Source organism: Vibrio hangzhouensis (assembly GCF_900107935.1).
GTDB classification, from domain to species: domain Bacteria; phylum Pseudomonadota; class Gammaproteobacteria; order Enterobacterales; family Vibrionaceae; genus Vibrio; species Vibrio hangzhouensis.
Genome location: NZ_FNVG01000011.1, coordinates 42,717 through 67,999, shown reverse-complemented (window position 1 = coordinate 67,999; position 25,283 = coordinate 42,717). Strand labels below are relative to the sequence as shown.

General features: G+C 47.1%; 20 protein-coding genes. 11 read left to right on the top strand and 9 right to left on the bottom strand.

Features of this window, described 5'->3' with window-relative positions; genetic code table 11:
- Nucleotides 1–24: 24 nt before the first annotated feature.
- Complete coding sequence (locus C4S60_RS12430; RefSeq protein WP_103880672.1) at nt 25–1,308, top strand: MgtC/SapB family protein; 1,284 nt, start codon at nt 25–27, stop codon at nt 1,306–1,308.
- Nucleotides 1,309–1,359: 51 nt separating this feature from the next.
- On the opposite strand, the gene pta is transcribed toward C4S60_RS12430, so the two are convergent.
- Together pta and C4S60_RS12420 are read right to left on the bottom strand one after the other, a co-directional pair.
- Nucleotides 1,360–3,504 (bottom strand): phosphate acetyltransferase, encoded by a 2,145-nt coding sequence (pta, locus tag C4S60_RS12425; protein ID WP_103880671.1) that lies wholly within the window; start codon nt 3,502–3,504, stop codon nt 1,360–1,362.
- A gap of 127 nt (nt 3,505–3,631) precedes the next feature.
- Entirely contained in the window at nt 3,632–4,828 is a 1,197-nt protein-coding gene (locus C4S60_RS12420) for an acetate kinase (RefSeq protein WP_103880670.1), read from the bottom strand.
- A 334-nt stretch (nt 4,829–5,162) separates the two neighbouring features.
- Between C4S60_RS12420 and yfbV the strand changes: the two genes are divergently transcribed.
- Nucleotides 5,163–5,615 carry a terminus macrodomain insulation protein YfbV gene (gene yfbV, locus C4S60_RS12415; RefSeq protein ID WP_103880669.1) on the top strand — a complete coding sequence of 151 codons (453 nt, stop codon included), beginning with the start codon at nt 5,163–5,165 and terminating at the stop codon, nt 5,613–5,615.
- A gap of 79 nt (nt 5,616–5,694) precedes the next feature.
- Here yfbV and C4S60_RS12410 read toward each other — a convergent pair whose 3' ends face one another.
- Nucleotides 5,695–6,798, bottom strand: coding sequence for a PQQ-dependent sugar dehydrogenase (locus tag C4S60_RS12410; RefSeq protein WP_103880668.1), 1,104 nt, complete (start codon nt 6,796–6,798; stop codon nt 5,695–5,697).
- A 393-nt stretch (nt 6,799–7,191) separates the two neighbouring features.
- On the opposite strand from C4S60_RS12410, the gene C4S60_RS12405 reads away from it, so the two are divergent.
- From C4S60_RS12405 to malZ, 4 genes are all read left to right on the top strand, one after another.
- Nucleotides 7,192–8,157 (top strand): ABC transporter substrate-binding protein, encoded by a 966-nt coding sequence (locus C4S60_RS12405; protein WP_103880667.1) that lies wholly within the window; start codon nt 7,192–7,194, stop codon nt 8,155–8,157.
- A 63-nt stretch (nt 8,158–8,220) separates the two neighbouring features.
- Nucleotides 8,221–9,162: an ABC transporter permease gene (locus C4S60_RS12400; RefSeq protein ID WP_103880666.1), complete on the top strand. Its 942-nt coding sequence runs from the start codon at nt 8,221–8,223 to the stop codon at nt 9,160–9,162.
- Entirely contained in the window at nt 9,159–9,953 is a 795-nt protein-coding gene (locus C4S60_RS12395; protein WP_103880665.1) for an ABC transporter ATP-binding protein, read from the top strand. Before C4S60_RS12400 ends, C4S60_RS12395 begins: the two co-directional genes overlap by 4 nt.
- Nucleotides 9,954–10,090: 137 nt before the next feature.
- The gene (gene malZ / locus C4S60_RS12390) at nt 10,091–11,923 is read left to right on the top strand and encodes a maltodextrin glucosidase (protein WP_103880664.1); all 1,833 of its coding nucleotides are present in this window, start codon (nt 10,091–10,093) and stop codon (nt 11,921–11,923) included.
- A gap of 6 nt (nt 11,924–11,929) precedes the next feature.
- On the opposite strand, the gene dusC is transcribed toward malZ, so the two are convergent.
- Nucleotides 11,930–12,892: a tRNA dihydrouridine(16) synthase DusC gene (dusC, locus tag C4S60_RS12385; RefSeq protein ID WP_103880663.1), complete on the bottom strand. Its 963-nt coding sequence runs from the start codon at nt 12,890–12,892 to the stop codon at nt 11,930–11,932.
- A 122-nt stretch (nt 12,893–13,014) separates the two neighbouring features.
- Here dusC and C4S60_RS12380 point away from each other — a divergent pair, with 122 nt between their 5' ends.
- Nucleotides 13,015–13,617, top strand: a complete 603-nt coding sequence (locus tag C4S60_RS12380; RefSeq protein WP_103880662.1) for an SEC-C metal-binding domain-containing protein — start codon at nt 13,015–13,017, stop codon at nt 13,615–13,617.
- 92 nt (nt 13,618–13,709) lie between these two features.
- Here C4S60_RS12380 and dsbB read toward each other — a convergent pair whose 3' ends face one another.
- Both dsbB and nhaB read right to left on the bottom strand, forming a co-directional pair.
- Nucleotides 13,710–14,234, bottom strand: a complete 525-nt coding sequence (gene dsbB / locus C4S60_RS12375; RefSeq protein WP_103880661.1) for a disulfide bond formation protein DsbB — start codon at nt 14,232–14,234, stop codon at nt 13,710–13,712.
- Nucleotides 14,235–14,315: 81 nt separating this feature from the next.
- Nucleotides 14,316–15,908: a Na(+)/H(+) antiporter NhaB gene (gene nhaB, locus C4S60_RS12370; RefSeq protein WP_103880660.1), complete on the bottom strand. Its 1,593-nt coding sequence runs from the start codon at nt 15,906–15,908 to the stop codon at nt 14,316–14,318.
- 675 nt (nt 15,909–16,583) lie between these two features.
- On the opposite strand from nhaB, the gene fadR reads away from it, so the two are divergent.
- Complete coding sequence (gene fadR, locus C4S60_RS12365; protein ID WP_103880659.1) at nt 16,584–17,423, top strand: fatty acid metabolism transcriptional regulator FadR; 840 nt, start codon at nt 16,584–16,586, stop codon at nt 17,421–17,423.
- Between the two features lie 54 nt (nt 17,424–17,477).
- Here the strand turns inward: fadR and C4S60_RS12360 are convergent, their stop codons facing one another.
- Both C4S60_RS12360 and metG read right to left on the bottom strand, forming a co-directional pair.
- Nucleotides 17,478–18,284 (bottom strand): hypothetical protein, encoded by an 807-nt coding sequence (locus C4S60_RS12360; protein ID WP_103880658.1) that lies wholly within the window; start codon nt 18,282–18,284, stop codon nt 17,478–17,480.
- A 219-nt stretch (nt 18,285–18,503) separates the two neighbouring features.
- On the bottom strand, nt 18,504–20,564 hold the full coding sequence (gene metG, locus C4S60_RS12355) for a methionine--tRNA ligase (RefSeq protein WP_103880657.1): 2,061 nt from the start codon (nt 20,562–20,564) through the stop codon (nt 18,504–18,506).
- Between the two features lie 166 nt (nt 20,565–20,730).
- On the opposite strand from metG, the gene apbC reads away from it, so the two are divergent.
- From apbC to C4S60_RS12340, 3 genes are all read left to right on the top strand, one after another.
- Nucleotides 20,731–21,807, top strand: coding sequence for an iron-sulfur cluster carrier protein ApbC (gene apbC / locus C4S60_RS12350; RefSeq protein ID WP_103880656.1), 1,077 nt, complete (start codon nt 20,731–20,733; stop codon nt 21,805–21,807).
- Between the two features lie 202 nt (nt 21,808–22,009).
- Nucleotides 22,010–22,651 carry a uridine kinase gene (gene udk / locus C4S60_RS12345; protein ID WP_103880655.1) on the top strand — a complete coding sequence of 214 codons (642 nt, stop codon included), beginning with the start codon at nt 22,010–22,012 and terminating at the stop codon, nt 22,649–22,651.
- A 157-nt stretch (nt 22,652–22,808) separates the two neighbouring features.
- Entirely contained in the window at nt 22,809–24,917 is a 2,109-nt protein-coding gene (locus C4S60_RS12340; protein ID WP_103880654.1) for an AsmA family protein, read from the top strand.
- Nucleotides 24,918–24,974: 57 nt separating this feature from the next.
- Here C4S60_RS12340 and C4S60_RS12335 read toward each other — a convergent pair whose 3' ends face one another.
- On the bottom strand, nt 24,975–25,250 hold the full coding sequence (locus C4S60_RS12335) for a hypothetical protein (RefSeq protein ID WP_103880653.1): 276 nt from the start codon (nt 25,248–25,250) through the stop codon (nt 24,975–24,977).
- Between the last annotated feature and the right edge of the window lie 33 nt (nt 25,251–25,283).

Sequence of the window (25,283 nt, the reverse complement as noted above, 5' to 3'; positions counted from 1 at the left end):
TAAAGGCAGGGGTGGGAGTGTTTTATGGACATCGGTGAGATCTTCAACAACGGTAACCTCGTCTGGAAGCTATTCATTGCTCTGTTGTTGGGGGCCATAGTCGGTACTCAGCGTGGCTGGGTTATGCGAAAAAGTGTTGAAGGAAGCCGTGTTGCCGGGATCCGTACTTTTGCACTTGTCGGTTTACTGGGCGGACTGGTTGCCGCTGTTGCTAAACAAACGTCTATTGTTATTGTCGGTTTCACATTGGTTGCTCTGGTTGTGATTGCTGCCATTGCGTTTGTGGTTCAGCAAAAGCGAAATCAGGACATCAGCATCACTGGCGTTGTGGCTCTTTTAATTACCTTTCTGCTCGGTACGTTAGCGGTGTATGACGAGCCAATTGCTGCCGCAGCTGCCGCAGTCATTACCGCCATCGTACTCGACAACAAGCGCGAACTGCACCAGGCGCTCGCCAAACTAAAAGAGTATGAGTTGGATGCAGCACTCCAACTTCTATTGATATCGATCGTAATGCTGCCGTTACTGCCTAATCAGGGGTTTGGACCCTGGCAGGCACTCAATCCGTATGAGATCTGGTGGATGGTGGTACTGATTGCCAGTATCTCCTTTGTTGGCTACTTTGCTATACGCATTGCCGGCGCAAAACGGGGCATCCTGTTTACTTCAATTTTTGCGGGCTTGAGTTCATCGACGGCTCTGACATTGCAGTTTTCTCAATTGTCCAGGCAGCAACCTTCGGTCAGTCCTTTACTGGCGACGGGTATCTTGCTTAGTTGTGGCACTATGTTCCCCAGACTGCTTGTGGTGCTGTCTGTTATCAACCCAGATCTCATTGAGCAGATAGCGCTTCCCGTTGGCGTGATGATGCTTGCGATGTATCTGCCTTGCTGGTGGCTGTGGAAAATGGCCCCGAATGTTTCGGTTAGTCAATCTGAGACCAAAACAAATCCACTGGCTCTGGGCTCAGCACTTTTCTTTGGTATCGTGCTCGCACTGATCATGTTGCTGTCCCATGCGTTATCCGAGTGGTTTGGCCATGTTGGGGTACTGGTTTTGGCTGCTCTGTCAGGTATCACAGACGTGGATGCCATTTCTCTTACCTTAGCCCGGCAAAGTACCAGTGTACTGCCAGCTTCTGTGGCTGCGATGGGCATCATTATTGCGGCGTCAGTGAACACCTTGGTGAAGATGTCGATGGTGATCGTATTCGGCAGTAAGAAACTCTGGGTAAGGGTCGTGCCGATCATGTTGGTGAGTGTTGTCAGTGGCTTGGGGGTGTTGTTGTCACTGGGCACCGGTCTATGACTAAAAAAAAGCCCCTGCTTACGCCGGGGCTTCAATCTTTAGCTTAGTAGCTTACTTTTGCTCTTGGCCAGACTGGATTGCAGTCAGTGCTACTGTGTAGACGATATCGTCGACCAGTGCGCCACGAGAAAGGTCGTTAACTGGCTTGCGCATACCTTGCAGCATTGGACCGATAGAAACCAGGTCTGCTGAACGCTGTACCGCTTTGTATGTTGTGTTACCCGTATTTAGATCTGGGAATACAAATACTGTCGCTTTACCTGCAACTGGAGAGTTAGGTGCTTTAGAAGCCGCTACGTTCTCCATGATCGCTGCATCGTACTGTAGAGGACCGTCGATGATCAGATCAGGACGTTTCTCTTTCGCTAGTTTGGTTGCTTCACGTACTTTATCAACGTCAGCACCTTTACCAGATTCACCAGTAGAGTACGAGATCATCGCAACGCGTGGGTCGATACCGAACGCCGCAGCAGAGTCTGCAGATTGGATTGCGATTTCAGCAAGTTGCTCTGCGGTTGGATCAGGGTTGATTGCACAGTCACCGTATACCAATACTTGATCAGGCAGTAGCATGAAGAAGATTGAAGATACGATAGATGTACCCGGAGCTGTTTTGATGATTTGGAACGGAGGAACGATAGTATTCGCTGTTGTATGAACAGCACCAGATACCAGACCGTCTACTTCGTTTGCTTCCAGCATCATTGTGCCAAGGTAAACAGAGTCTTGTAGCTTCTCACGAGCCACAACTTCAGTCATACCTTTCGCGCCACGCAGCTCAACGAGACGAGCAACGTAGTTTTCACGTACCGCATCAGAATCGATGATTGTGACACCAGCACCTAGCTCAACACCTTGTTGTGCAGCTACGCGCTTGATTTCGTCAGGATTACCAAGAAGCACACATTCTGCGATGCCACGCTCAGCACAGATAGCTGCAGCTTTAACTGTACGAGGTTCATCACCTTCAGGAAGAACGATACGTTTGCCAGCTTTACGAGCAAGTTCAGTTAGCTGGTAACGGAATGCTGGTGGGCTTAGCTTACGAGTACCGATAGTACCTTCAAGTAGAGAATCAATCCAAGGGCCGTCGATGTGACCAGCAACGTGCTCGTTAACGAACTCGATACGCTCTTTATCGTCTGCAGGTACTTCCAGGCTGAAGCTCTGTAGGTTAAGAGAGGTTTGCCACGTGTTACCCTGAGCTTTGAAGATTGGTAGACCCGTGTCTAGTGCAGGCTTGATTAGGCCAGCAATCTCAGCAGGAACATCGTAGCCACCTGTTAGTAGGATAGCGCCGATTTCTACACCGTTCATTGCAGCAAGAGCCGCAGCGACGATAACGTCTGGACGGTCTGCTGAAGTAACCAGTAGAGAGCCTGGTTTGAAGTGCTCAATCATGTTTGGCAGAGAACGTGCACAGAACGTGATGCTCTTAATACGACGCTTGGCAATGTCACCTTCGTTGATGACTTCTGCATTCAGGTGCTTCGCCATGTCGATAGCACGCGTTGCGATTAGGTCGATCTTCCAAGGTACACAGCCAAGAACGCGGATTGGGCTAGTGTTGAAGATCTGCATCACTTCAAGGTTAGCCTGTTGCGCGGTGTCTGCGTCGTCGAAGATTTCAGACAGATCAGGACGCGTACGGCCAGCTTCATCAACTGGAGCATTCAGCTTGTTGATGATAACGCCAGAGATGTTCTTGTTCTTAGTACCACCGTAGTTGGTACATGCAACTTCAATGCGCTCTTTAAGCTGACTTGGGTTGTCAGTGCCAGGCGTTGCTACAAATACGATCTCAGCGCCAAGCGTTTTTGCGATTTCCGCGTTTACTGCGTTTGCAAATGGGTGCTTACGAGTTGGTACCAGACCTTCGATAAGCGTGACTTCTGCATCTTTGCTTACCTGGTTGTAACGTTCAACAATCGTCTCAAGTAGCACATCTACCTTTTCGCTACCGTACAGGTTCTCAACGTCAGACATTGGAAGTGGTTGACCCACTTGCATGTCGCTGCTATTGCCAACGATAGTAGAAGTTAAGTCTGGTTGATCGCCACCGTGGCGAGGCTGAGCGATAGGCTTGTAGAACGCAACGTTCACGCCTTTACGTTCCATAGCGCGCAGTACACCCATGCTAACACTGGTAAGACCTACGCCAGCGCTAGTGGGTACAAGCATAATAGTACGGGACATTCTTTGAGTACCTCAAACTATATGTAGGGGAAGAAACTCAGCAATATGAACGCCTTTAACAGGAGAAGTAAAACGTTCTACCGAGCCCAATACGAAAACTGGCTAACCTTAGTTAGCCAGTTTGAAATTAAAGACCTGCTAGGCGCGCAGTATCTTCAGCGATGACTAGCTCTTCGTTAGTAGAGATAACCATAGCTGGGATGCGGCTGTTTGCAGAAGTGATAGTGCCTTCACCACCGAAACGAGCTTTAAGGTTAGCTTCGCCATCAACTTCGATGCCAAATACACCCAGACGGTTTAGAACCATTTCACGGATTGGCGCAGAGTTTTCACCGATACCACCAGTGAATACGATAGCGTCCAGACGACCTTCTAGGGTCGCTGTATAACCCGCTACGTATTTTGCCAGACGGTGGCAGAACACGTCCATTGCACGCGTCGCTTCTTCTTTCTCACCGTAGTTGTCTTCAACGAAACGACAGTCAGAAGTCACTTCAGTCAGACCTTGCAGGCCAGATTCTTTAGTTAGCATCGTGTTGATTTGCTCAACAGAGTAACCTAGTGCGTCGTGTAGGTGGAAGATGATCGCAGGGTCGATATCGCCACAACGAGTACCCATAACAAGGCCCTCAAGAGGAGTCAGACCCATAGAAGTGTCTACAGATTTACCGTTTTTGATAGCACATACAGAGGCGCCGTTACCTAGGTGGCAGTTGATGATGTTAAGTTCATCAGCTGGTTTACCCAGGCGCTCAGCTGTTTCGCGAGCGATAAACAGGTGAGATGTACCGTGCATGCCGTAACGACGAATGCCGTGCTCTTTATATAGGTTGTATGGAAGCGCGTATAGGTATGCTTCTTCTGGCATTGACTGGTGGAATGCAGTGTCGAAAACTGCAGACATTGGCAGACCAGGGAAAGCTTTTTGAGCCGCTTTAATACCGATGATAGCCGCTGGGTTGTGAAGAGGTGCTAGAGTTGCACAGTCTTCAATACCTTTAACAACAGTGTCGTCGATCAGTACTGATTGAGTGAATTTCTCGCCGCCGTGTACAACTCGGTGACCAACAGCTGCTAGCGCTTGAGAAAGTTCTGGCTTAGAAGCAAGAATAGTTTCAACGATAAAAGATAGCGCTTCATCGTGTGCAGCACCGTTACCTAGTTGCGCTTCGTGTTTACCATCAAGTTTCCACTTGATACGAGCTTCTGGAAGGTGAAGACATTCAGCAAGACCTGTTAGGTGCTCATCACCGTTTTCTGCATCAACGATGGCGAACTTAAGAGAAGAACTACCGCAGTTTAAAACTAAAACCAGCTTAGACATTAGAGGTTACCTGTATTTTATCTGATCGAGGATCAAGGGTATAAACGTTCTCAAGGCCGAAAAGTAATAAAAGATTACCAATCAGCCTTGGTCAAAAAATCATCAATTGCCGTATAATAATATGCGATTTTCTCAGTAAAATCACATTTGCGTCCTTGCGACGTTCATCTCCTGGTTGCCTTTATTGTAAATAAAGACAACAATGAGATTGAGGAATCGCAAAGAATAACGATAATGACAGAAGATAACAAAATAAATTTGAAAGAATATTAACTTCCGTCAATATTTTGCTGATTTAGTTGAATAGTTCAACTTTTTTTTAGTGAGGTTGCCTATGAGCGAGCGAGTAAGTCTGACTCAGAGTATAAAAAATGGTCAAAAGTATATGGAGCTTTGGCCAATGAGAAAGGAACTGACCCCGATGTTCCCTGAGCAGCGCATCATTAAAGCAACGAAGTTTGGTATCAAAGTGATGCCCGCGGTCGCAGCGATCAGCGTGTTAACGCAAATGGCGTTCAGTAACGCACCGGCTATGCCGCAGGCCATCGTCATTGCGCTATTTGCCATCAGTCTACCCGTTCAGGGCATGTGGTGGTTAGGGAATCGCTACAATACACAGCTACCTCCGGCACTTGCGTCCTGGTATCGTGAACTGCACCAGAAGATCATTGAAACGGGGTTCGCGCTCGAGCCTGTCAAAGCGAAGCCACGCTATAAGGAGTTAGCCATGACGCTGAACCGCGCGTTCAGGCAGTTGGATCGACGTGACTTTGAACGTTGGTTCTAAAGTTGTCGCGTCTCCCGTGTGAATTACAAACCCGCTCAAGAGCGGGTTTGTTGTTTTTTGGGGGTTTATTGCAGAGAGCCTATTGGGAAGGTGATGGCCAATTCACCCGATAGATGTTGCCGCTGTCGGTCGTGAACCACAGATGACCGTGCTCATCCGTTGTGATATCGCGAATCCGTTCATTGAGATCCTCGTAGTAGCGCCGCTCCTCCAGTACCTGACCTTCACCATTCAGATCCAGTATGTTGATGTGAGTGAGTTTTAAAGCACCAATCAAAAACTTATCGTTTAATCGCGAGAAGGCTTCGCCACGGTATAGCAACAAAGAGCCGGGAGCGATGGAAGGAATATAGACTTTCTTGGGGGATTCAATGCCTTCTTTCTCTTGAGCTTCTCCTGCATTGACAGGCCCCCAATACTCTTTACCGTGCGAAGTAATGGGCCAGCCGTAATTGGCGCCTGAGCGAATAAGATTGAGTTCATCTCCACCCCTTGGGCCGTGTTCGATTGCCCACAGGTATCCGGTCTTATCATCAAATGCGATGCCTTGTGGGTTACGGTGGCCATAGGAATAAATCTCAGGTGCAAAACCGCTAGTGTCGACAAAGGGGTTGTCTTGAGGAATGGAGCCGTCGGGGTGCAGTCTGACAATGGTACCGGCGTGATTTTCAGTGTTTTGTGCGTTATCCCGCTCCCCACCATCGCCAATCGTCATGTAGACAAAGTTGTTGTCATCAAACGCGACGCGACTGCCAAAGTGACGGCCTGTCGTGACGACCAGATTGCTGGTGAAGAGATCTTGCCAATTCATTAACTGACTGCCAGACAGTCTGGCTTTGGCGAGTGTAGGTGCGCCACCTTTGCCCGCGGGCTTGGCATAAGTAAAGTAAAAGACATTGTGCTCTGACGGGCTAGGGTGGATGTCCATAAGACCTCCCTGACCAGAGGCGAACACTTTTGGCAAACCTGAAACAGGTTGTGTCGTTCCCTTTTGGCCGTCGAAGAGAAACATTTCACCCCGCCTCAAGCCAATAAGAAACGTCTGATTTCCTGTACTTTGAATAGACCAGGGTACCCCGTCTATCTGACCCATTTTGGTGAGCTGGGTGCCTTCCAATTCGCGGGCCGAGGTTGTGGCAGTGACGCAGAATAGGCAGGCGGTGAGTAGCAGATATCTCATCATTAGATCTCCGAACGTTACCACTAAGGACAGCCGTGCTCGCTGTTCATTACAGTATCTGTATGAATATAGACAGCTTTCACAAAAACACACTCATACATGCAGTACTTTGTCAAAATTGCATTACTCTGAAAACTGAATGAAAATTAGACGTATGTATCGATTGTTGTACATCTGGGCAAAAATATAATTCACCCATTCGATCATGTAGCACATCTACCTAGGCTAATTGTTAATAATTCCTTTCATTTTAGTTGTGTTACTGGTAGAAATAGCATTAGGCCGAGCAATGATGAAATGCTTTCGGCGATTTATGTAAATTAATAATTACACTCAATTTATCTCTCACACCGCAACAACGTCCGGTGTGGATCTTTGCTGAATCAAGGAGTCAAGATGAAAGCAAGCAAGTTATTTGTCACGGCTGCACTTACTGGTGTCGCGCTACTCTCTTCTACAAGCATTATGGCTAAAACGGCGAAGGTTGCCGTTTCTCAAATCGTTGAGCATCCCGCTCTTGATGCTACCCGACAGGGTTTGGTTGATGGCTTGAAAGCGAAAGGTTATGAACAAGGAAAGAACCTGGAGTTTGATTATAAGACGGCTCAGGGTAACCCTGCCATCGCTGTGCAAATCGCGCGACAATATGTAGGTGAGCGTCCTGATGTTCTTGTAGGTATTGCAACGCCAACAGCTCAGGCTCTTGTTTCTGCAACCCGTGATATCCCTGTTGTGTTTACCGCAGTGACCGACCCAGTTGGTGCCAAGTTGGTGAAACAACTGGAGCAACCAGGTAAAAACGTAACAGGTTTGTCTGATCTTTCTCCAGTTGCTCAGCATGTTGAACTGATTCAGGAAATCATGCCCGGCGTGAAAACAATTGGTGTGGTTTACAATCCTGGCGAAGCGAATGCAGTCAGCTTGATGAAGTTGCTCAAAGAGAGTACTGACAAACGCGGGATTGAACTGGTTGAAGCGACGGCTCTGAAGAGTGCGGACGTTCAGACCGCAACACAGGCTATTTCTGGAAAGTCGGACATTATCTATGCGTTGATCGACAACACGGTTGCAAGTGCAATTGAGGGTATGATCGTGTCAGCTAACCAGGCGAAAACACCGGTGTTTGGTGCGGCGACGTCTTATGTTGAGCGCGGTGCAGTAGCAAGTCTTGGTTTTGACTACTACCAGATTGGTGTTCAAACGGCAGACTATGTGGCGGCTATCCTAGAAGGTAAAAATCCGGGCGAAATGGACGTTAAGGTAGCGAAAGGTTCCGACCTGGTGATTAACGCGACAGCAGCGAAAAAACTTGGATTGTCGATCCCTAAAACGGTACTGGACCGAGCAACTAGCGTGAAGTAATCCGCAACAACCTGATGCTGGGCCAAAGAGCCCAGCTTTTTATTGAGCAGAAGAGGAGTTGTTATGTCTGCTTTCGCTTTTTTTGGCGCCTTAGAAATTGGCCTCATATATGGTCTTGTCGCTTTGGGCGTCTATCTCACATTCCGTGTTTTAGATTTTCCCGATCTCAGTGTAGATGGCAGTTTCCCTATGGGAGCAGCGGTTGCTGCGACCGCGATTGTGGCGGGAATTGACCCCTGGGTGGCTACGGGAATGGCGATAATAGCGGGTGCTGCGACCGGTTGGGTGACGGCATTCTTGGCTGTTCGCTGTGGCATTCTACACCTTCTTGCCTCTATCCTGACCATGATAGCCGCTTTCTCAATCAATATTCGTATCATGGGCAGACCTAATATGGCGCTGCTCGGTGAGGACACCATTCTGACACCGTTCGAAATGATGGGTGACGCTATGTATGTTCGTCCATTGGTGGTGGGCGTATTGGTGTTGATCTCCGCGTGGTTTGTCGTTCGTCTTCTTAACAGTGACTTTGGCCTTGGCTTGCGAGCCACCGGTGTCAATGCTCGAATGGTGAAAGCGCAGGGGGCAAGTACCTCTTTTTACACCTATTTCTGTCTGGCACTCTCCAATGGTTTTGTCGGTTTTGCCGGCGCGTTGTTTGCACAAACGAACAGTTTTGCCGATGTCACGTCGGGCGTGGGTACCATAGTTGTAGGGCTTGCCGCGGTTATTTTAGGTCAGACCTTAATTCCGGGGCGTAAAATTTGGGTGGCAGTGACTGCTGTTATTGTTGGCTCCGTTCTCTATCGTTTGGCGGTGGCGTTTGCATTGAGTACCGGCATGTTTGGTTTGCAAGCATCGGACCTTAACCTGGTTACAGCGGTACTGGTGGCAATGGCGTTGATTGCACCAAAAATCAAAGGAAACCTTAAAGCAAAAAAGGGCGTTAAGCCTGTAGAGAGTAAAGCAGTATCTAACGCAGGCAACACGGGGAAAGCAGCATGATTCGACTGGAAGATATTCAAGTTACGTTCAATCCAGGAACCATACTGGAGAACAGGGCATTGAAAGGGGTGAATCTAGAAGTACCCGAACATCAGTTCTTGACAGTAATAGGCTCTAATGGAGCGGGTAAATCAACATTGCTTGGCGCTGTTACCGGAGAAACACCAATGGTAGGAGGCAAAGTGTTGATTGATGATATGGATGTTACCCGACTTTCTGTAGATCAACGTGCAAACCAGTGTGCTCGGGTATTTCAGGATCCGCTGGCGGGTACCTGTGGTGATTTGTCTATTGAAGAGAATATGGCGCTGGCGTACATGCGTGGTAAGAAACGCGGCTGGAGCTTGTCGCTTTCCAGCAAACGTCGCAAGCTGTTCCAGGAGCGCATTAGTATTCTTGGGCTCGGTCTGGAAGACAGGCTTGGTGATAACATAGGGCTACTTTCCGGCGGTCAGCGTCAGGCGGTGAGTCTGGTCATGGCAACACTATCAGACAGTAAACTGCTGTTACTGGATGAGCACACTGCAGCACTGGACCCACGTATGGCAGCGTTTGTCATCGATCTGACCAAAAAAGTCATCAAAGAGTTTAATCTCACCGTGATGATGGTGACGCACTCAATGAAAGATGCGCTTGCTTGTGGCGATCGAACCGTGATGCTGCACCAAGGAGAAATAGTGCTTGATGTAGAAGGGGAGCAACGCGCCAACATGCAAGTACCAGACTTATTAGAAATGTTCTCTAAAGTGCGTGGCGAAGAGCTAGCCGATGACAGCTTGTTACTCAGTTAACATGTAAACTGGTTAGACTCAGCCCAGGGGTCTACGCCTACCATCTGTGATCCCTCTTCAATTTGAAGGGGGATTTTTTCACCGTGCAATTCTTCTAGAATAACTTTACCTCGTTCCCTTTCTACAGAAGAATCATAATGAACCAGCCATTTTTGTATCACCCGCAAACCAACGATGGGCTAGTGCGAGAAGGTGATTGGCTCACCATCCGTTTATTTGCCGAGCAAGATAAATTTGATTCGATTAAGCTACGTCACGAGCCTGACAATGAAGAGTACTTAATCGCACTGAGTAAAGTTGGCAGTAAAGGCAAACTGGATATCTGGCAAGCGACATTGCCACTTAGCATAGACAAAGACGTCACTTACTATGTGTTTAAAGCACTGACGGCGACGAGTCAGTATTGGCTCGATGCACGTGGTATCCACAGTCGCATGCCCGGACGAGAATATCACTTTAAGTATAATCGCACAGACCAACCGCCAAGCTGGGTTGCTGAGCAAGTGTTCTATCAGATTTTCCCTGATCGCTTTTGCAATGGTGACTCAAGCATTGGCGTCGAGACGGGCGAGTACCAATACCCAAATCGCAATCGTCAATCGGTGAAAAAACAGTGGGGCGAGCCTGTGGGGAATCATGGAAACTCTGGTGCGGTTGAGTTTTATGGCGGCGATCTCGCTGGCATTGAATCTAAGCTGGATTACTTGCAAGACCTTGGGATCACTAGCTTGTATCTCAATCCGATTTTTACCTCATACAGTAACCACAAGTATGACACGGTGGACTACTACTCCATCGATCCAAAATTTGGCACCAACCAACAATTTGCCGAACTTGCTGACAACTTGCATCAGCGAGGTATGAGGGTGGTACTTGATGCCGTGCTCAACCATACCTCTGTCGCACACCCTTGGTTTGATGTACTGGAAGAGAGCAATGGCGCATACACTTCTCCAGACAGCCCCTATCGTGACTACTACTTCTTTAACGGAGACTCAAAACAGTACGTAGGCTGGAAGGGAATAGATACGCTTCCTGTCCTGAACTTCCATAATGACGACGTACGTGATCACATCTATCGAGGTCAAGACTCGGTGATCAAACATTGGCTCAAACCGCCTTATAATATCGACGGTTGGCGCTTTGATGTGATTCATATGCTAGGGGAAGGCGAAGGTGCAGCCAATAATGCGCATTATGTCAGAGCGTTTCGTGAGTCAATGAAGTCGGTAAATTCTGACTCTTATATGCTTGGGGAACACTTCTTTGAGGCGACCCAGTGGCTGCAGGGAGATCAGGAAGATGGGGCCATGAACTATTATGGTTTTGCCCATCCACTACGTGCGCTACTCGCCAGGAAAGACATTGCGTTTGACCCTATCGACATCGACTGTCATGAGTTTTTGAGCTGGCTTCAAGAGGCCAGTGCCAAAGTACCATGGAGTAACCAACTGTCCCAGTTAAACCAACTTGATAGCCATGATACTGAGCGCTTTGTTACCACTCTGGGTGGCAACGAGTCTCGTCTTGCCATCGCACTGCAGCTGTTGATGACCTACGTCGGCACACCGTGTCTGTACTACGGAGTGGAAGTGGGACTTGAGGGGACACACGATCCGGACAATCGCCGCTGCTTTCCATGGGAGCAAGTGACGACGAGTAAATGGTTACCTTATTGCAAGCAGTTGATTTCGCTTCGTAAAGCTTCACCTGCTTTACAACGAGGCAGTTTTGTCCCGCTATATGTTGATCAATCAAGTTTGGTGTTCGCCCGTCAATTGGGCCAGGAAGTAGTGATTAGTGGCTTCAACCTGGGCATAGAGGCGTTGCGTGTTTCGCTGCCAGTATGGAAGCTTGGACTTGAGAATGACACGTTTGAATGTGTATTGACCGGTCGTACATGCCAAGCAGAAGAGGGTGATTTAGATGTCACTATCGCAGCAGAGCATTCTCTGCTGCTGACACGCTAGACAGTCTTACAGCGGCAGGGTGGCGAGCATCTTGTCGCGGTACTGCTGAATGTGCTCTACAATAGGCGCTGCCTTATTGTGGGTACGGATTTCTCTGAACAAATCAGCAGCTTGAGGATATTGCTGGCGAAGGTACGAAAACCACTGCTTGACGCGGTTTGGATAATAGAGTCCTTTATCGCCTTTGATTTCATAGGTCGAATATACCAAAAGCAGTTCGACCACTTCATGCCATGGCATCACAGTATGGTTGTGTTTGACGACATTACCCAAGTTTGGCACGTTGAACGCACCGCGACAGACCATCAAGGAGTCTACGCCAGTATTGTCGATGCAGCGCTGACCATCAGCATAATTCCAGATCTCTCCGTTGGCGATCAAGGGAAGGCTGGTCTTTTGACGTATCTGATTGATGTAGTCCCATTTGATTTCACTGGCTTTATAACCGCCCGTTTTGGTGCGCGCGTGCACGGTTAGCTCGTTGGCGCCAGCCTGCTCAATCGCATCGACAATTTCAAAGCAGTCATCAGGATTTTCCCAACCCAGACGTATTTTCGCGGTGACTGGAATAGATGGGTCGACGGCTTCTCGGCATGCCTTAACCACGTTATGGATAAGCTCTGGATGTTGCAGTAGCGCCGCGCCCCCTTTGCTCTTGTTCACCAGTTTTGCCGGGCAACCAAAGTTTAGGTCAATCCCCTTAGCGCCAAGTGATGCGGCTTTTACCGCGTTTTCGGCCATCCAACGCGGATCTTGGCCAAGAAGCTGAATATGAACAGGCGTGCCAGATTTGGTCATCGAACCTTGAGCGAGTTCAGGACACAGTCGATAAAACACATGATCAGGGAGTGTTTGGTCAACGACACGAACAAACTCGGTTACACAAAGATCATAGTCGTTGATCTCGGTAAGGATTTCTCGCATCAAATGATCTAATACGCCCTCCATCGGGCCCAAAACAACGCGCATACTGGTTCTCATTACTATCAGGGAGCGAGGATTCTACCCGTTATGGATTAAAGAATCGACCATTGTGTTTCTACGGCGAGGTAAATATACTTGCCACAAATTCTGACGGGTGTATTGAACAAATGAAATTCATCGAGCTTCCTGCTGACTGGGCAGGCGAATCTAGTGCGTTTATCGAAGGCGCAATCCTAGCCGCTAACTTTGCAGCTGAGCCCTTAAAGCCAGAGGCTTGGCTATCATCGGTACTTGGTGACTTCACGCCGGAGCAAGAAACTTGGGTGGTCGAGCACCTTCAAGCTCAGTATGCGCTTCTCAAAACCAATCAATATGCGTTGTTGGCCTTGCTTGATGACAATCAAGATCTGGTGGCGGATTTTGCAGAAGGCTTCATGACGGTTTGGCCAGTCGTTGAGATACAATGGCAAGGCAAAGCGCTGTCAGATGGCACCGTACGTATGCTCCAGGCTCTGCTTACCACGCTGATGCTGGCGATGGATGAAGAGCAAACCCACGCCCAAATGTGTGAAGCGGGTTTTGAACAGTTGCCCACCTATGCCGATTTAGCGCCACAACTTGATACCATGGTTCATGAGGTGGCTATGGCAGCCGATGAGATGATGATTGGCCATCAGTCCCAGACCGTGAACCCGTTCAAGGAGATTGGACGAAACGATCCGTGTCCTTGTGGCAGCGGTAGCAAATATAAGAAATGCTGCGGGAAATAAAGCAATCAGGAAGCCTCAAATGAGGCTTCTTTGCTATCGGTACAACATATATTGATGGCGTAAATTGGCTTCTTAGCGCTTACCGCTCGAAGTCAGAAACGTTTAGTTTTGCTGGCTTGTGCAATAACAATGATTGCCAACGCAAGAAGGTTACCGGCAAAAATGACGACTAGCCACTGAGGCATGGATAAAGTGAGGAACTGCCAAACTACTTTTGAACAGTCGCCATAAGCTTCAAACATCCATGGAGCCCATTGGTTCAACGGTGCCCAGTCGGGGAAGGTGACGAACAAATCGCAGGTTTTAAAGGGTGAGGGATTGAACTGGTAATCCACATGCTCTAGAGACAGAGTCAGGCCTTTCACGGCGGATGCCCCCCAGGCACCTAACCCCACCCATCGTAGTAGTGTATTTTTAGGATTGAGCAGGCCAATCAGCGCGGCTCCTGAAATCCCAAACATAGCGACGCGCTCGTAAATACACATCACGCAGGGAGCCAGTTGCATTACGTGCTGGAAGAACAGGGCACACAGTTCAAAGAACAGGGTAAAGAGAAACAGTAAAGCCCAAGATAATCGGGACTGAGAAAAAGTCTTGATGTTAGAAAGAACTGACACTGATACGTCCTTGTTAAAATAAAAAAAGCTCTGAATACTCAGAGCTTTTTAACTTGGAATAGTTTCACAATCAACTAAAAATTAATGTCCGGATGAGACTCCGGCCTCAATTGCTTTCCCTGTTGCTTCCGTAATCCAACCCAAATCGTAGAAGATTGCGGTCATAGGTTCCAGTAGGAATACGATGCCGAAAAGACCGACTAGAGCAAGCACGATGGTGTACGGCAGTGCCATGATGACCATTTTGCCGTAGGACAAACGAATGAGCGGAGCAAGAGCCGATGTCAACAAGAACAGGAAGGCTGCCTGACCATTCGGTGTCGCCACTGATGGCAAGTTCGTACCTGTGTTAATCGCTACTGCCAGCAAGTCGAACTGGGCACGATCAATGACACCTTCAACTAATGCTGTTTTCACTTCGTTGATGTAGACCGTACCAACGAATACGTTGTCTGAGACCATTGAAAGCAGACCGTTGGCAACATAGAACAGAGCCAGCTGTGTACCCTTATCTTCAATATGCAGTACCGCATCGATGATCGGTTTGAACAGACCCTGGTCGATGATAACCGCAACAATTGAGAAGAACACGGCAAGAAGTGCGGTAAACGGTAGCGCTTCTTCAAACGCCTTGCCCATAGAGTGTTCTTCGATGACACCAGTAAATGCGGTTGCAAGGATGATAACAGACAGACCAATAAGACCAACTGCGGCCAGGTGCATCGCTAATGCGACGATGAGCCAAACTGCAATCACACCTTGAACCCATAGCTTGGCAACATCTTGCTTGGTACGCGTTTTGCGTTCTTCACGGTCGAAGTCAACCAGGATTTGACGAACGTTGTCTGATAGCTTGGCGCCGTAACCAAACACCTTAAATTTCTCGACCAGCACACAGGTTAGCAGGCCACAGAAAAATACCGGTAGCGTCACTGGCAACATACGCATGATGAACTCACCGAATTGCCATCCCGCCTGATCCGCAATGATCAGGTTTTGTGGTTCGCCTACCATTGTCATTACGCCGCCCAGAGCAGTACCAACGCCGGCATGCATGAGAAGCGAACGCAAGAACGCGCGGTAGTCTTCTAAGTCATCACGGGTCAACTCAGACAGGTGTTCGTCTTGAGTGTGATCGTGAGAAGAACCGTAGTGCTTACCAGAAGCCACTTTGTGGTAGATTGAGTAGAAGCCTACAGCGACGCTGATGACGACGGCAATAACCGTAAGCGCATCCAGGAATGCGGACAGGAATGCTGCCGCGAAACAGAACGCGAGCGATAGTATCGTTTTAGAACGGATGCCCAACAGTATCTTAGTGAAGATGAACAGCAGTAGCTGTTTCATAAAGTAGATACCGGCCACCATGAACACCAGAAGTAATAACACTTCGATGTTGTTAACGATTTCATGCTTCACCATAGCAGGACTGGTCATTCCAATCGCAATGGCCTCAATAGCTAGCAAACCCCCTGGTTGAAGTGGGTAGCATTTTAGTGCCATGGCAAGGGTGAAGATAAACTCAATGACCAACAGCCAACCGGCTGTAAATGGATCAATGAAGAAGAAAACAATTGGGTTGATAATCAGGAAAGCGATGATCGCTACTTTATACCAATCGGGAGCCTTACCAAGAAAGTTCTTGATAAAAGCATTTCCAAGAGAAATCGGCATAGTAATACTCTTATGTTGTTATTAAATGACAAATGCAAAGGGTGCGAGAGTATTTGAGAGGGCTTCCAAACAAAATCAAACTTAAAAAACTTAGTAAACGAACAACGCTCACACTAGGTGGGGGTGATTGTTCACTTGCCAAGTCCCTCAGTTGTAAGCACTCCTTGCTTCGCCCGCAACTCTACTCTTCGGTAAGATTTAGTCAACAAAAAATACAATTTCGTATTGGGAAACTTCTACTTTTTGCTAAAAACGCGATCCATGTGTAATAAGCTAAACATAGACATGCGTAATGGTTGCCTTTTCACAATTGTGATGGATGACCATACAAAATATGAGTCATAGATACTATGTGAATCGTACAGGTCAAAAAAGCATGTTTTTCTGTTTAAATTTCGGCTAATACTCGGAAAAAACGTATTGATTATTTTTGGTTATGTCAGGGTGTTTTTGTATATATTATAATAAGTTGTATGGTTAATAGAAGTTTAATAAATTGGTAATGACTATTAATGGTACCTATAAATGGGTATGTCCATAAAAATGTCATAATAGAGTTATTGCTCTATTTTGTAAATGTTACAGTTATAAGTCGTGTAGGTTTACCAAATTCTTGAAGTAGTGGTATGATGAGTTCTATACACAAATAAATAAAATGATTGGATACACCCCATAATGGTAATTAAGGCGAAGAGCCCAGCAGGGTTCGCTGAAAAGTATATTATAGAGAGCATCTGGAATGGCCGTTTTCCACCGGGCTCAATTCTCCCAGCTGAAAGAGAACTGTCTGAACTTATTGGGGTAACGAGAACGACGCTTCGTGAAGTGCTACAACGCTTGGCTAGAGATGGTTGGTTAACCATTCAGCATGGCAAGCCAACCAAGGTAAATCAGTTTATGGAGACATCAGGTCTTCACATTCTGGATACGCTTATGACTTTAGATGCGGATAATGCTACATCAATAGTTGAAGATCTTCTTGCGGCACGTACCAACATCAGTCCGATATTCATGCGCTACGCTTTCAAAGCGAATAAAGAGAATTCAGAACGCACTATAGAAGGTGTGATCGATTCCTGTGAAAGCCTTCTTAAGGCAGAGTCCTGGGATGCGTTTGTTGAGTCCTCTCCTTATGCCGACAAAATTAAGCAAAACGTTAAAGATGAAGGTGAAAAAGACGAAGCGAAACGTCAGTCTGCACTGATCGCTCGAACCTTCAACTTTTATGACTATATGCTGTTCCAACGTCTGGCCTTTCATTCAGGAAACCAGATCTACGGTCTGATTTTCAATGGTCTTAAGAAGCTCTACGATCGCGTGGGTAGTTACTACTTCTCTAACCCAGAAGCTCGTGAACTGGCACTGGCCTTCTATAAAGAGCTACTGCAAGTTTGCCAGAACGGTGATCGAGATAGACTGCCGCTAGTGATTCGTCACTACGGTATCGAGAGTAGTCAAATCTGGAATCAGATGAAAACCACACTGCCAACAGATTTTACCGAAGACGACAGTTAATGCTGTAGAAACTCAAGGCCGCTAAGTTAGCGGCCTTTTTAATGATTGAACCTTTCAGACTACTGCGGTATTGGGGATAGGTTGGTACAGTTCCTCGGCCATTTCCTTAATGATACCGTCGTAACTGGTGAATATCAGTTCGGACAGCTCAGAGGTTAGCTGATACAAAAATTCTCGATCCAACTCGGTGGCAGGAGTTTCAATAAGGGTTTCAATTCTACCGATTGTTGCACTGTACATTGGTGAAGGCACGGATAGGGGGCCAACCACACTTAATTGATTGACTTTCCGGTGCATCATTCTGCAATAGTGCATGACGCGTTGTTTGCCCAGTTCACTTTCACATCCTTCGATACAGACGCGCAGCTGTGTTAAACAGTCGAGAGAATCAATAATTCCTTGCCATAGATTACGATAGTCTTCTTCAAGCTCTTCCCGTTCGACGTCCACAAGCCAGGCGATCAAAATATCATCCACGAGAAGTAAGGTTTGACGGATCAGCTTACCGTGTACCAGTTGGTTTTTGCTGACGCTGTGTTTTTTCCAGGACCGACACAATAGCTTAATGTTGCTATGGAGTACGCGATACATAGGTTTATTGTCAAAATGAGCCACTTCGATAAGATCGAGGCAGCGGCGTTCCATCTCCTGTTCGATTTTTTCTAGTTGTTTGAGCTTTTTCTGGCCGAACATCAGATAATAATGGGTCGCAGTTCGATGCTGTCTTACCAGAGTAACCAGACCACGTAAATTGACGATAAGTTGATATTTACGTTCAAGTTTGGCTTCAGTAGCCTTTGCGTAGTGGTAGATGGCTGCCAGAATGGCAGCAGACAATATAAAAGACACGAATACAAACATGACGACCTCCTTTTGTGGTTCATTGTCTCCTGAAAGAGGCAGAGCAAAGAGAGTGCCAAATAATATTCTCAATAAAAACAGTCAGTTATAAATGGTCTTGGGTGAGAGGTTGCATTTGATTGGTGCAGATGCACAAAAACCGTGAGTTGAATCACAAAAAAAAGCCAGCAAAATGCTGGCTTTTCAGTTCTACAATCTGAGCAGTATCTGCCCGATCAATTACATGACGCGCATACCCGGTTGTGCACCTTCGTGCGGCTCAAGGATCCAAAGATCACTGCCACCAGGGCCAGCCGCCAGAATCATGCCTTCCGACATACCGAATTTCATCTTGCGTGGCTTCAGGTTCGCTACCATGACCGTTAGCTTGCCTTCTAGCTCTTCCGGCTTATAGGCAGATTTGATGCCAGAGAACACTTGGCGAGTTTCACCACCAATGTCTAGCTGGAATTTAAGTAGCTTGTTCGCTTTTGGCACTTCTTCACAAGAAATGATGCGCGCAATACGCATGTCTACTTTGGCAAAGTCGTCAAACTCGATCTCATCGGCGATTGGATCTTTATCAAGCTCAGTTTGGCTTGCTTTGTTCTTCTCTGCTTCCGCTTTTTCTTTCGCCGCAATTTCTGCTGCTGCATCTTCTTTAGAAGCTTCAATCATCGCTTCCACTTTCTTAGGATCGATACGGTTAAACAGAGCCTTGAACTTGGTGATCTCATGGGCGGTTAGTGGCTGCACAATGCCATCCCATGTTAGCTCTTCGTTCAGGAATGCTTCGGTACGTGCAGCAAGAGCAGGCATAACTGGCTTGAGGTAGGTCATCAGCACGCGGAACAGGTTAATACCTACAGAGCAGATATCTTGCAGCTCTTGGTCTTTACCTTCTTCTTTCGCGACAACCCATGGCGCTTTTTCATCCACATATTGGTTAGCTTTATCAGCAAGCGCAGTGATTTCACGAATCGCGCGACCAAATTCACGAGCTTCATACAGCTCAGCGATGCGGTCAGCTGCGGCAACAAATTCGTTATAAAGCTCAGGTTCAGCAAAGTTGTCAGAAAGCTTGCCTTCAAAACGCTTGGTAATGAAACCCGCATTACGTGACGCTAGGTTAACGATTTTGTTTACAACGTCTGCGTTAACGCGTTGTGTAAAGTCTTCAAGGTTAAGATCAAGGTCGTCGATACGGCTGTTAAGTTTCGCAGCGTAGTAGTAACGTAGACACTCTGGATCTAGGTGGTTTAGGTAAGTACTTGCTTTCACAAACGTACCTTTCGACTTCGACATCTTAGCGCCATTAACCGTGACGTAGCCGTGAACAAATACGTTGTTTGGCTTACGGAAACCAGAACCTTCGAGCATGGCAGGCCAGAACAAGCTGTGGAAGTAAACAATGTCTTTACCAATGAAGTGGTAAAGTTCAGTGTTGCTGTCTTTATTCCAGTACTCTGCGAAGTCTAGGTCGTCACGTTTGTCACATAGGTTTTTGAAAGAACCCATGTAACCGATAGGTGCATCTAGCCACACGTAGAAGAATTTGTCTTTTTCGCCCGGGATTTCAAAACCGAAGTACGGTGCATCACGAGAGATATCCCACTGTTGCAGACCAGATTCAAACCATTCTTGCATCTTGTTTGCAGTTTCAGTTTGCAGTGAGCCAGAGCGAGTCCACTCTTTCAGCATGCTTTCAAACTGAGGTAAGTCGAAGAAGAAGTGCTCAGAATCTTTCATTACCGGAGTCGCACCAGACACAGCCGATTTCGGGTCTATAAGTTCTGTCGGGCTGTACGTTTCACCACAGTTGTCGCAGTTGTCACCGTACTGGTCTTCAGACTTACACTTAGGGCAAGTACCTTTTACAAAACGGTCTGGCAGGAACATCTCTTTCTCAGGATCAAATAGCTGAGAAATAGTGCGGCTTGAAATAAAGCCGTTCTTTTTCAACTCAAGATAAATATGAGATGCCAACTCGCGGTTCTCTTCTGAGTGAGTGCTGTGGTAGTTGTCAAAGCTGATATCAAAGCCAGCGAAGTCTCTTTGGTGCTCTTCGCTAACAGCTGCGATCATTTCTTCAGGCGTGATCCCCATCTGCTGAGCTTTCAGCATGATTGGTGTGCCGTGAGCGTCATCAGCACAAATGAAGTTTACTACGTTGCCACGCAGACGTTGGTAACGTACCCAGATATCCGCCTGGATATGCTCAAGCATATGACCAAGGTGGATAGAGCCGTTAGCGTACGGTAGTGCGCAAGTTACCAATAGTTTTCTTGGATCGGTTGCCATACTTAAATTTCGCTTTCTTTATTCAGAGTAAAATATTCGCTAATACTACATGATGCTTGGCGTGACTCCAAGGTGTCAGAGTTCAATCCCCATAACTTTTTTGGGGTTCTGGTTCGAGTGGGTCAGTGCTACTCTTATCAGGTATAAAAATGATAAGGAAAACACGATGCGTACGTTTGAGTCGAAACAAGATTTTTGTGACTGGTTGGGGGAATTTACCGCAGAGAATCTCAAGGTAGGATGGAATGAATTGCCCGACTTAGTCAAGGTGACGGCTGCCGGCGAGTTCGTACTCCAGTTGCCCTTTGCCAATCAAACGACGGTGCAAGCACTTGAACTCTGGATCAAAAAGCAGCAGCAGGCCGGGCAAGTGGCTCGGTTTGATTTCTCAGTATCAACGAACGTCAGAGCATTAGAAACCACAGTGGAAAATCAGGTGAAAGGTGTCAAAAACATCATAGCAGTGACGTCAGCTAAAGGTGGTGTAGGTAAGTCGACCACGGCTGTCAATCTGGCATTGGCGATCAGTCAGCTAGGCGCAAAGGTTGGGATTCTGGATGCCGATGTGTATGGACCATCGATTCCTATGATGTTTGGAAAGATAGACGCACACCCGGAAGTACGTGATGGCAAGTGGATGCAACCGGTTTTGGCACATGGTATTTATACTCAGTCTATTGGCTACCTGATCAGCTCTGATGATGCTGCGATTTGGCGCGGTCCTATGGCTTCGAAGGCGTTGGCTCAACTTCTCAATGAAACGGAATGGCCAGAATTGGATTATCTGGTTATCGATATGCCACCGGGTACTGGAGACATTCAACTGACGTTGTCCCAGCAGATCCCAGTGACGGGTGCCATCATAGTGACGACGCCGCAGGATCTCGCTTTGGCTGATGCCATCAAGGGTGCGGCTATGTTTGAGAAGGTTTCAGTACCAGTGGTAGGGATTGTTGAAAACATGAGCTACCATATTTGCAGCCAGTGCGGTTCGAAAGAGCATATATTTGGTGCGGGTGGGGCTGAATGGATGGCGACGAAATTTGGCCTCAATTTGCTCGGACAAGTTCCTTTGCATATAGACATCAGAGAATCCATTGATAATGGTGCGCCTACTACCGTATCAAACCCAGATGGCGAGCACGGGCAGATATATAAAACACTTGCAGAGCGAGTATGTGCAGACCTTTACTGGAATGGCAAAGCTAAGCCTGAGTCGATCATGTTCAAAATGGTGGAATGAGCGGACTTGATGACAGAAGTGAGCCTGGTTTCTTATAGGAGACAAAATTGTAAAATTAAGTAATCGATTGCAATTTCCCTTTTCTTGAGCGAGGGCAAAATTGGGCATCAAATAAGTGAGATATCGACTAGTATCTAAGGATTGATGTCCATATAATTACCCGGTTTTGTCCTCACCACCATATATGTACTAGGTGCAAAGAATGTCTGATAATAATCAATGTGTCATCGTAGGTATCGCTGGCGCTTCCGCTTCTGGAAAAAGCCTCATTGCGAGCACAATCTATAACGAACTTCGTGAAAAAGTTGGCGACCATCAAATTGGCGTGATTACGGAAGATTGTTACTACAATGACCAAGGTCATTTGAGTATGGAAGAGCGCGTAAAGACCAACTACGACCACCCGAATGCGCTTGATCATGACCTGCTTTGCGACCATCTTGAAAAGCTTATGCAGGGTGATGCTGTAGAAGTTCCGGAATATAGCTATTCAGAACATACCCGCACAGAAAACACCACCCCAATGACCCCTAAGAAAGTTATCATCCTCGAGGGGATTTTGCTTCTTACCGATCCTCGACTTCGTAAACTAATGCACGCTACGGTGTTTATGGATACACCGCTGGATATCTGTTTACTTCGCCGTGTTAAACGCGATGTTGAAGAGCGTGGCCGTACTATGGAATCGGTGCTTCAACAATACCAAACGACCGTACGCCCCATGTTCATGCAATTTATCGAACCGTCAAAGCAGTATGCTGACATCATTGTTCCTCGTGGTGGTAAGAACCGTATTGCGATTGATGTACTGAAAGCACACATTGCGAGACTACTTAAGGCGTAATCCTTACATTTTGCAGATGGAATTCTTACGTTGTTGCTGTCCTTTATGTTCTATACTGAATGGGTGCACGTACAACGTTTAAATTGCTTTATTTTTTAATGAATTAGTGGCACTTTATGTGCCACTTTTTGTTTTCAGCCTTTCAAGGAAGTTGCTAATGAAAAAACTCCTTCTTATTCTCGCCATTCCAGTTCTGGTTATTGTTATTGGTATCGCCGCCCTCGTGATGTTGGTAAATCCGAACCAGTTCAAACCCATGATCGCTGAACAGGTTCAAAATCAGACCGGACTGGAACTAGAGATCAGCGGTGATATTGGTTGGCAGTTTTTCCCGTCGCTTGGTTTTGAGTTAGGGCAGACGACACTGAAAAACCCTGAAGGCTTCAAAAACCCTAATTTGTTTAGTGTCAGTCAGGTGGGTGTCAGTGTGGCTGTTATGCCTCTGTTCGACAAGACCCTGGAAATTGGCTCTGTAACGCTCGACGGAGCACAAGTCTATCTAGAAACGCGTAAGGATGGCCGTTCTAATCTGGATACACTCACCGCAAAAAGTGAAGTGAAGTCCTCGGAGCCTATGGAGGCCGGCGCTCAACCGACGGCAGACTCTGAGTCAACAGCAAGCCAAGGCTGGAGCATTTCTCTGTCCGGTGTGACGGTTTCAAATGCTCTGTTAGAAATCAGCAACGAAAAAACCGCCACTTTCACCAAGTTGTATGACGTGGGTCTGAATGTCACTGAGTTTGCCGTGAACCAATGGACAACCGCCAATTTTGACTTGAAAGGGCAAAACAATGAGCAACGTTTTACCGCTAAAGGCACGGCAGATTTTAAATTAAGCGAAGGCTTTGTTGACTACGCGCTGAAAAATATTGAGTTTGACGCTACGTTTCAGGATGCGGTGAATCAGATTGACCAGGCTCAGTTGAAACTGGCCACATTTGAGTTTGATAAGCCAAACAAGATGGAGTTTACCCTTCAGGGAGCGACGCCAGATCTGCAATTTGATGCCAAGGGTGGTACTAACTTTACGGTTGATAAAGACCTGGCGGCGGTGAAACTTGCTAACTTGACTCTGGATTCGAATTTGCAGGGTGCAACCCTGCCTCAGTCACCAATGGTCGTGACAATGGCGTCTGATCTGACGTTTGACCTGAACAAGAATTTCCTTGATTTCGTGTTACAGGCATTGACTGTGAATCAGATCGAGTTGGATGGCAAAGCCACAGTGCAATTGGCCGACATTCCGCAAGTGCGCTTTTCACTTCATAGCCCGAATATTGATTTAGATGAGTTTTTGGGTCTGAACAAGGCAGCGAGTAAGGATTCGGCCGTCAGCGGTGGTGAAGGGAGTGGTGCGGGCACCTCCTCCGGCAAGTCAGAGCCAGTTTCAGAAGTCGAGCCGGATTTAACGGCACTCAAGGGACTGGACGTCAAAGGTAGCATTGTCATCGATAAGTTTAAGGCGGCAAATGCGAAAATGCAGAACGTTACCGCCAAGTTTTCAGTGAATCGGGGCGTTGCCGAGCTGACTTCATTCAGTTCAAAACTTTATGGTGGGTCAATTACAGCGAAAGCGAAACTGGACGCGCGTTCAACGCCAGCGACGTACACTGCCGTTAAAAACATCAAAGGTGTAAAGGTTCAGCCGTTACTTATCGACGTAGCTGGCAATGATAAGCTTGAAGGAACGGGAAATATTGATGTGAACATCAAGGGTAAGAGCCTGACCCCAACCGGTATTAAGAAGAATCTTGCGGGCACAGTCAATATCAACTTCGCTGACGGTGCAGTCAACGGCATCAACGTTGCGCAGATGATACGAGAAAACTACGCACGATTTAAAGGCCAGTCGCTTGATGGTGTTCAGGGCCCCCAGAAAACTGATTTCAGTGCAATGAAAGCGACATTAAAACTGGCTGGTGGTGTGGTCTCGACTAATAATATGTACGCTGAATCTCCGTTGCTGCGCGTTAGTGGTGAAGGCTCTGCCAATTACATCAATGAAACAGTGGACTTCCTGATCAGAACATCTGTTGTCGGTACCTTAGAGGGTCAGGGTGGTCAAAGTATTGATGAGTTAAGAGATGTGACCATCCCAATTAAAGTGGCTGGTGCTTGGGCTGAGCCTCGCTTTGCGCTGGTTTTTGATGACGTCCTGAAACAGAAAGCTCAGAAAGAAGTAGAGCGTGCTACTGAGCGTCTTGGAATTAAAGATGAGAAAACCAAGAAGGCTGTCGATAGTCTACTCAAAGGACTCTTCAACTAATCCCAAAATGCCAGCGTTTCAATCGCTGGCATTTTTCTTTTCGGTTCGAACGTACCATTACCAGTGTAAGTCCAGATCTTGTTGTTCAGGTTCTGTATGGTGGTGTGGATACCACTGCTGCAATAGGACAGAGACTTGTTCGATAGTGATGTGCTTAAAACGGGTTGTCGCCCCATTGACTTCTAAGCCAATTTTATAGGAACGGCGCGTACCTTCATCGGCAACGAGCTGCCACTCAGATAATACCAGACTGATGGTTTCTTCAGGTCCCTCGGCAAGGACAAACTGGTTCTCACTGGTATCTATCCAAAGTATCAATCTAGCGCTATCCATGAAACTCTCCGTGTTACATGTGTGTTGCATTAT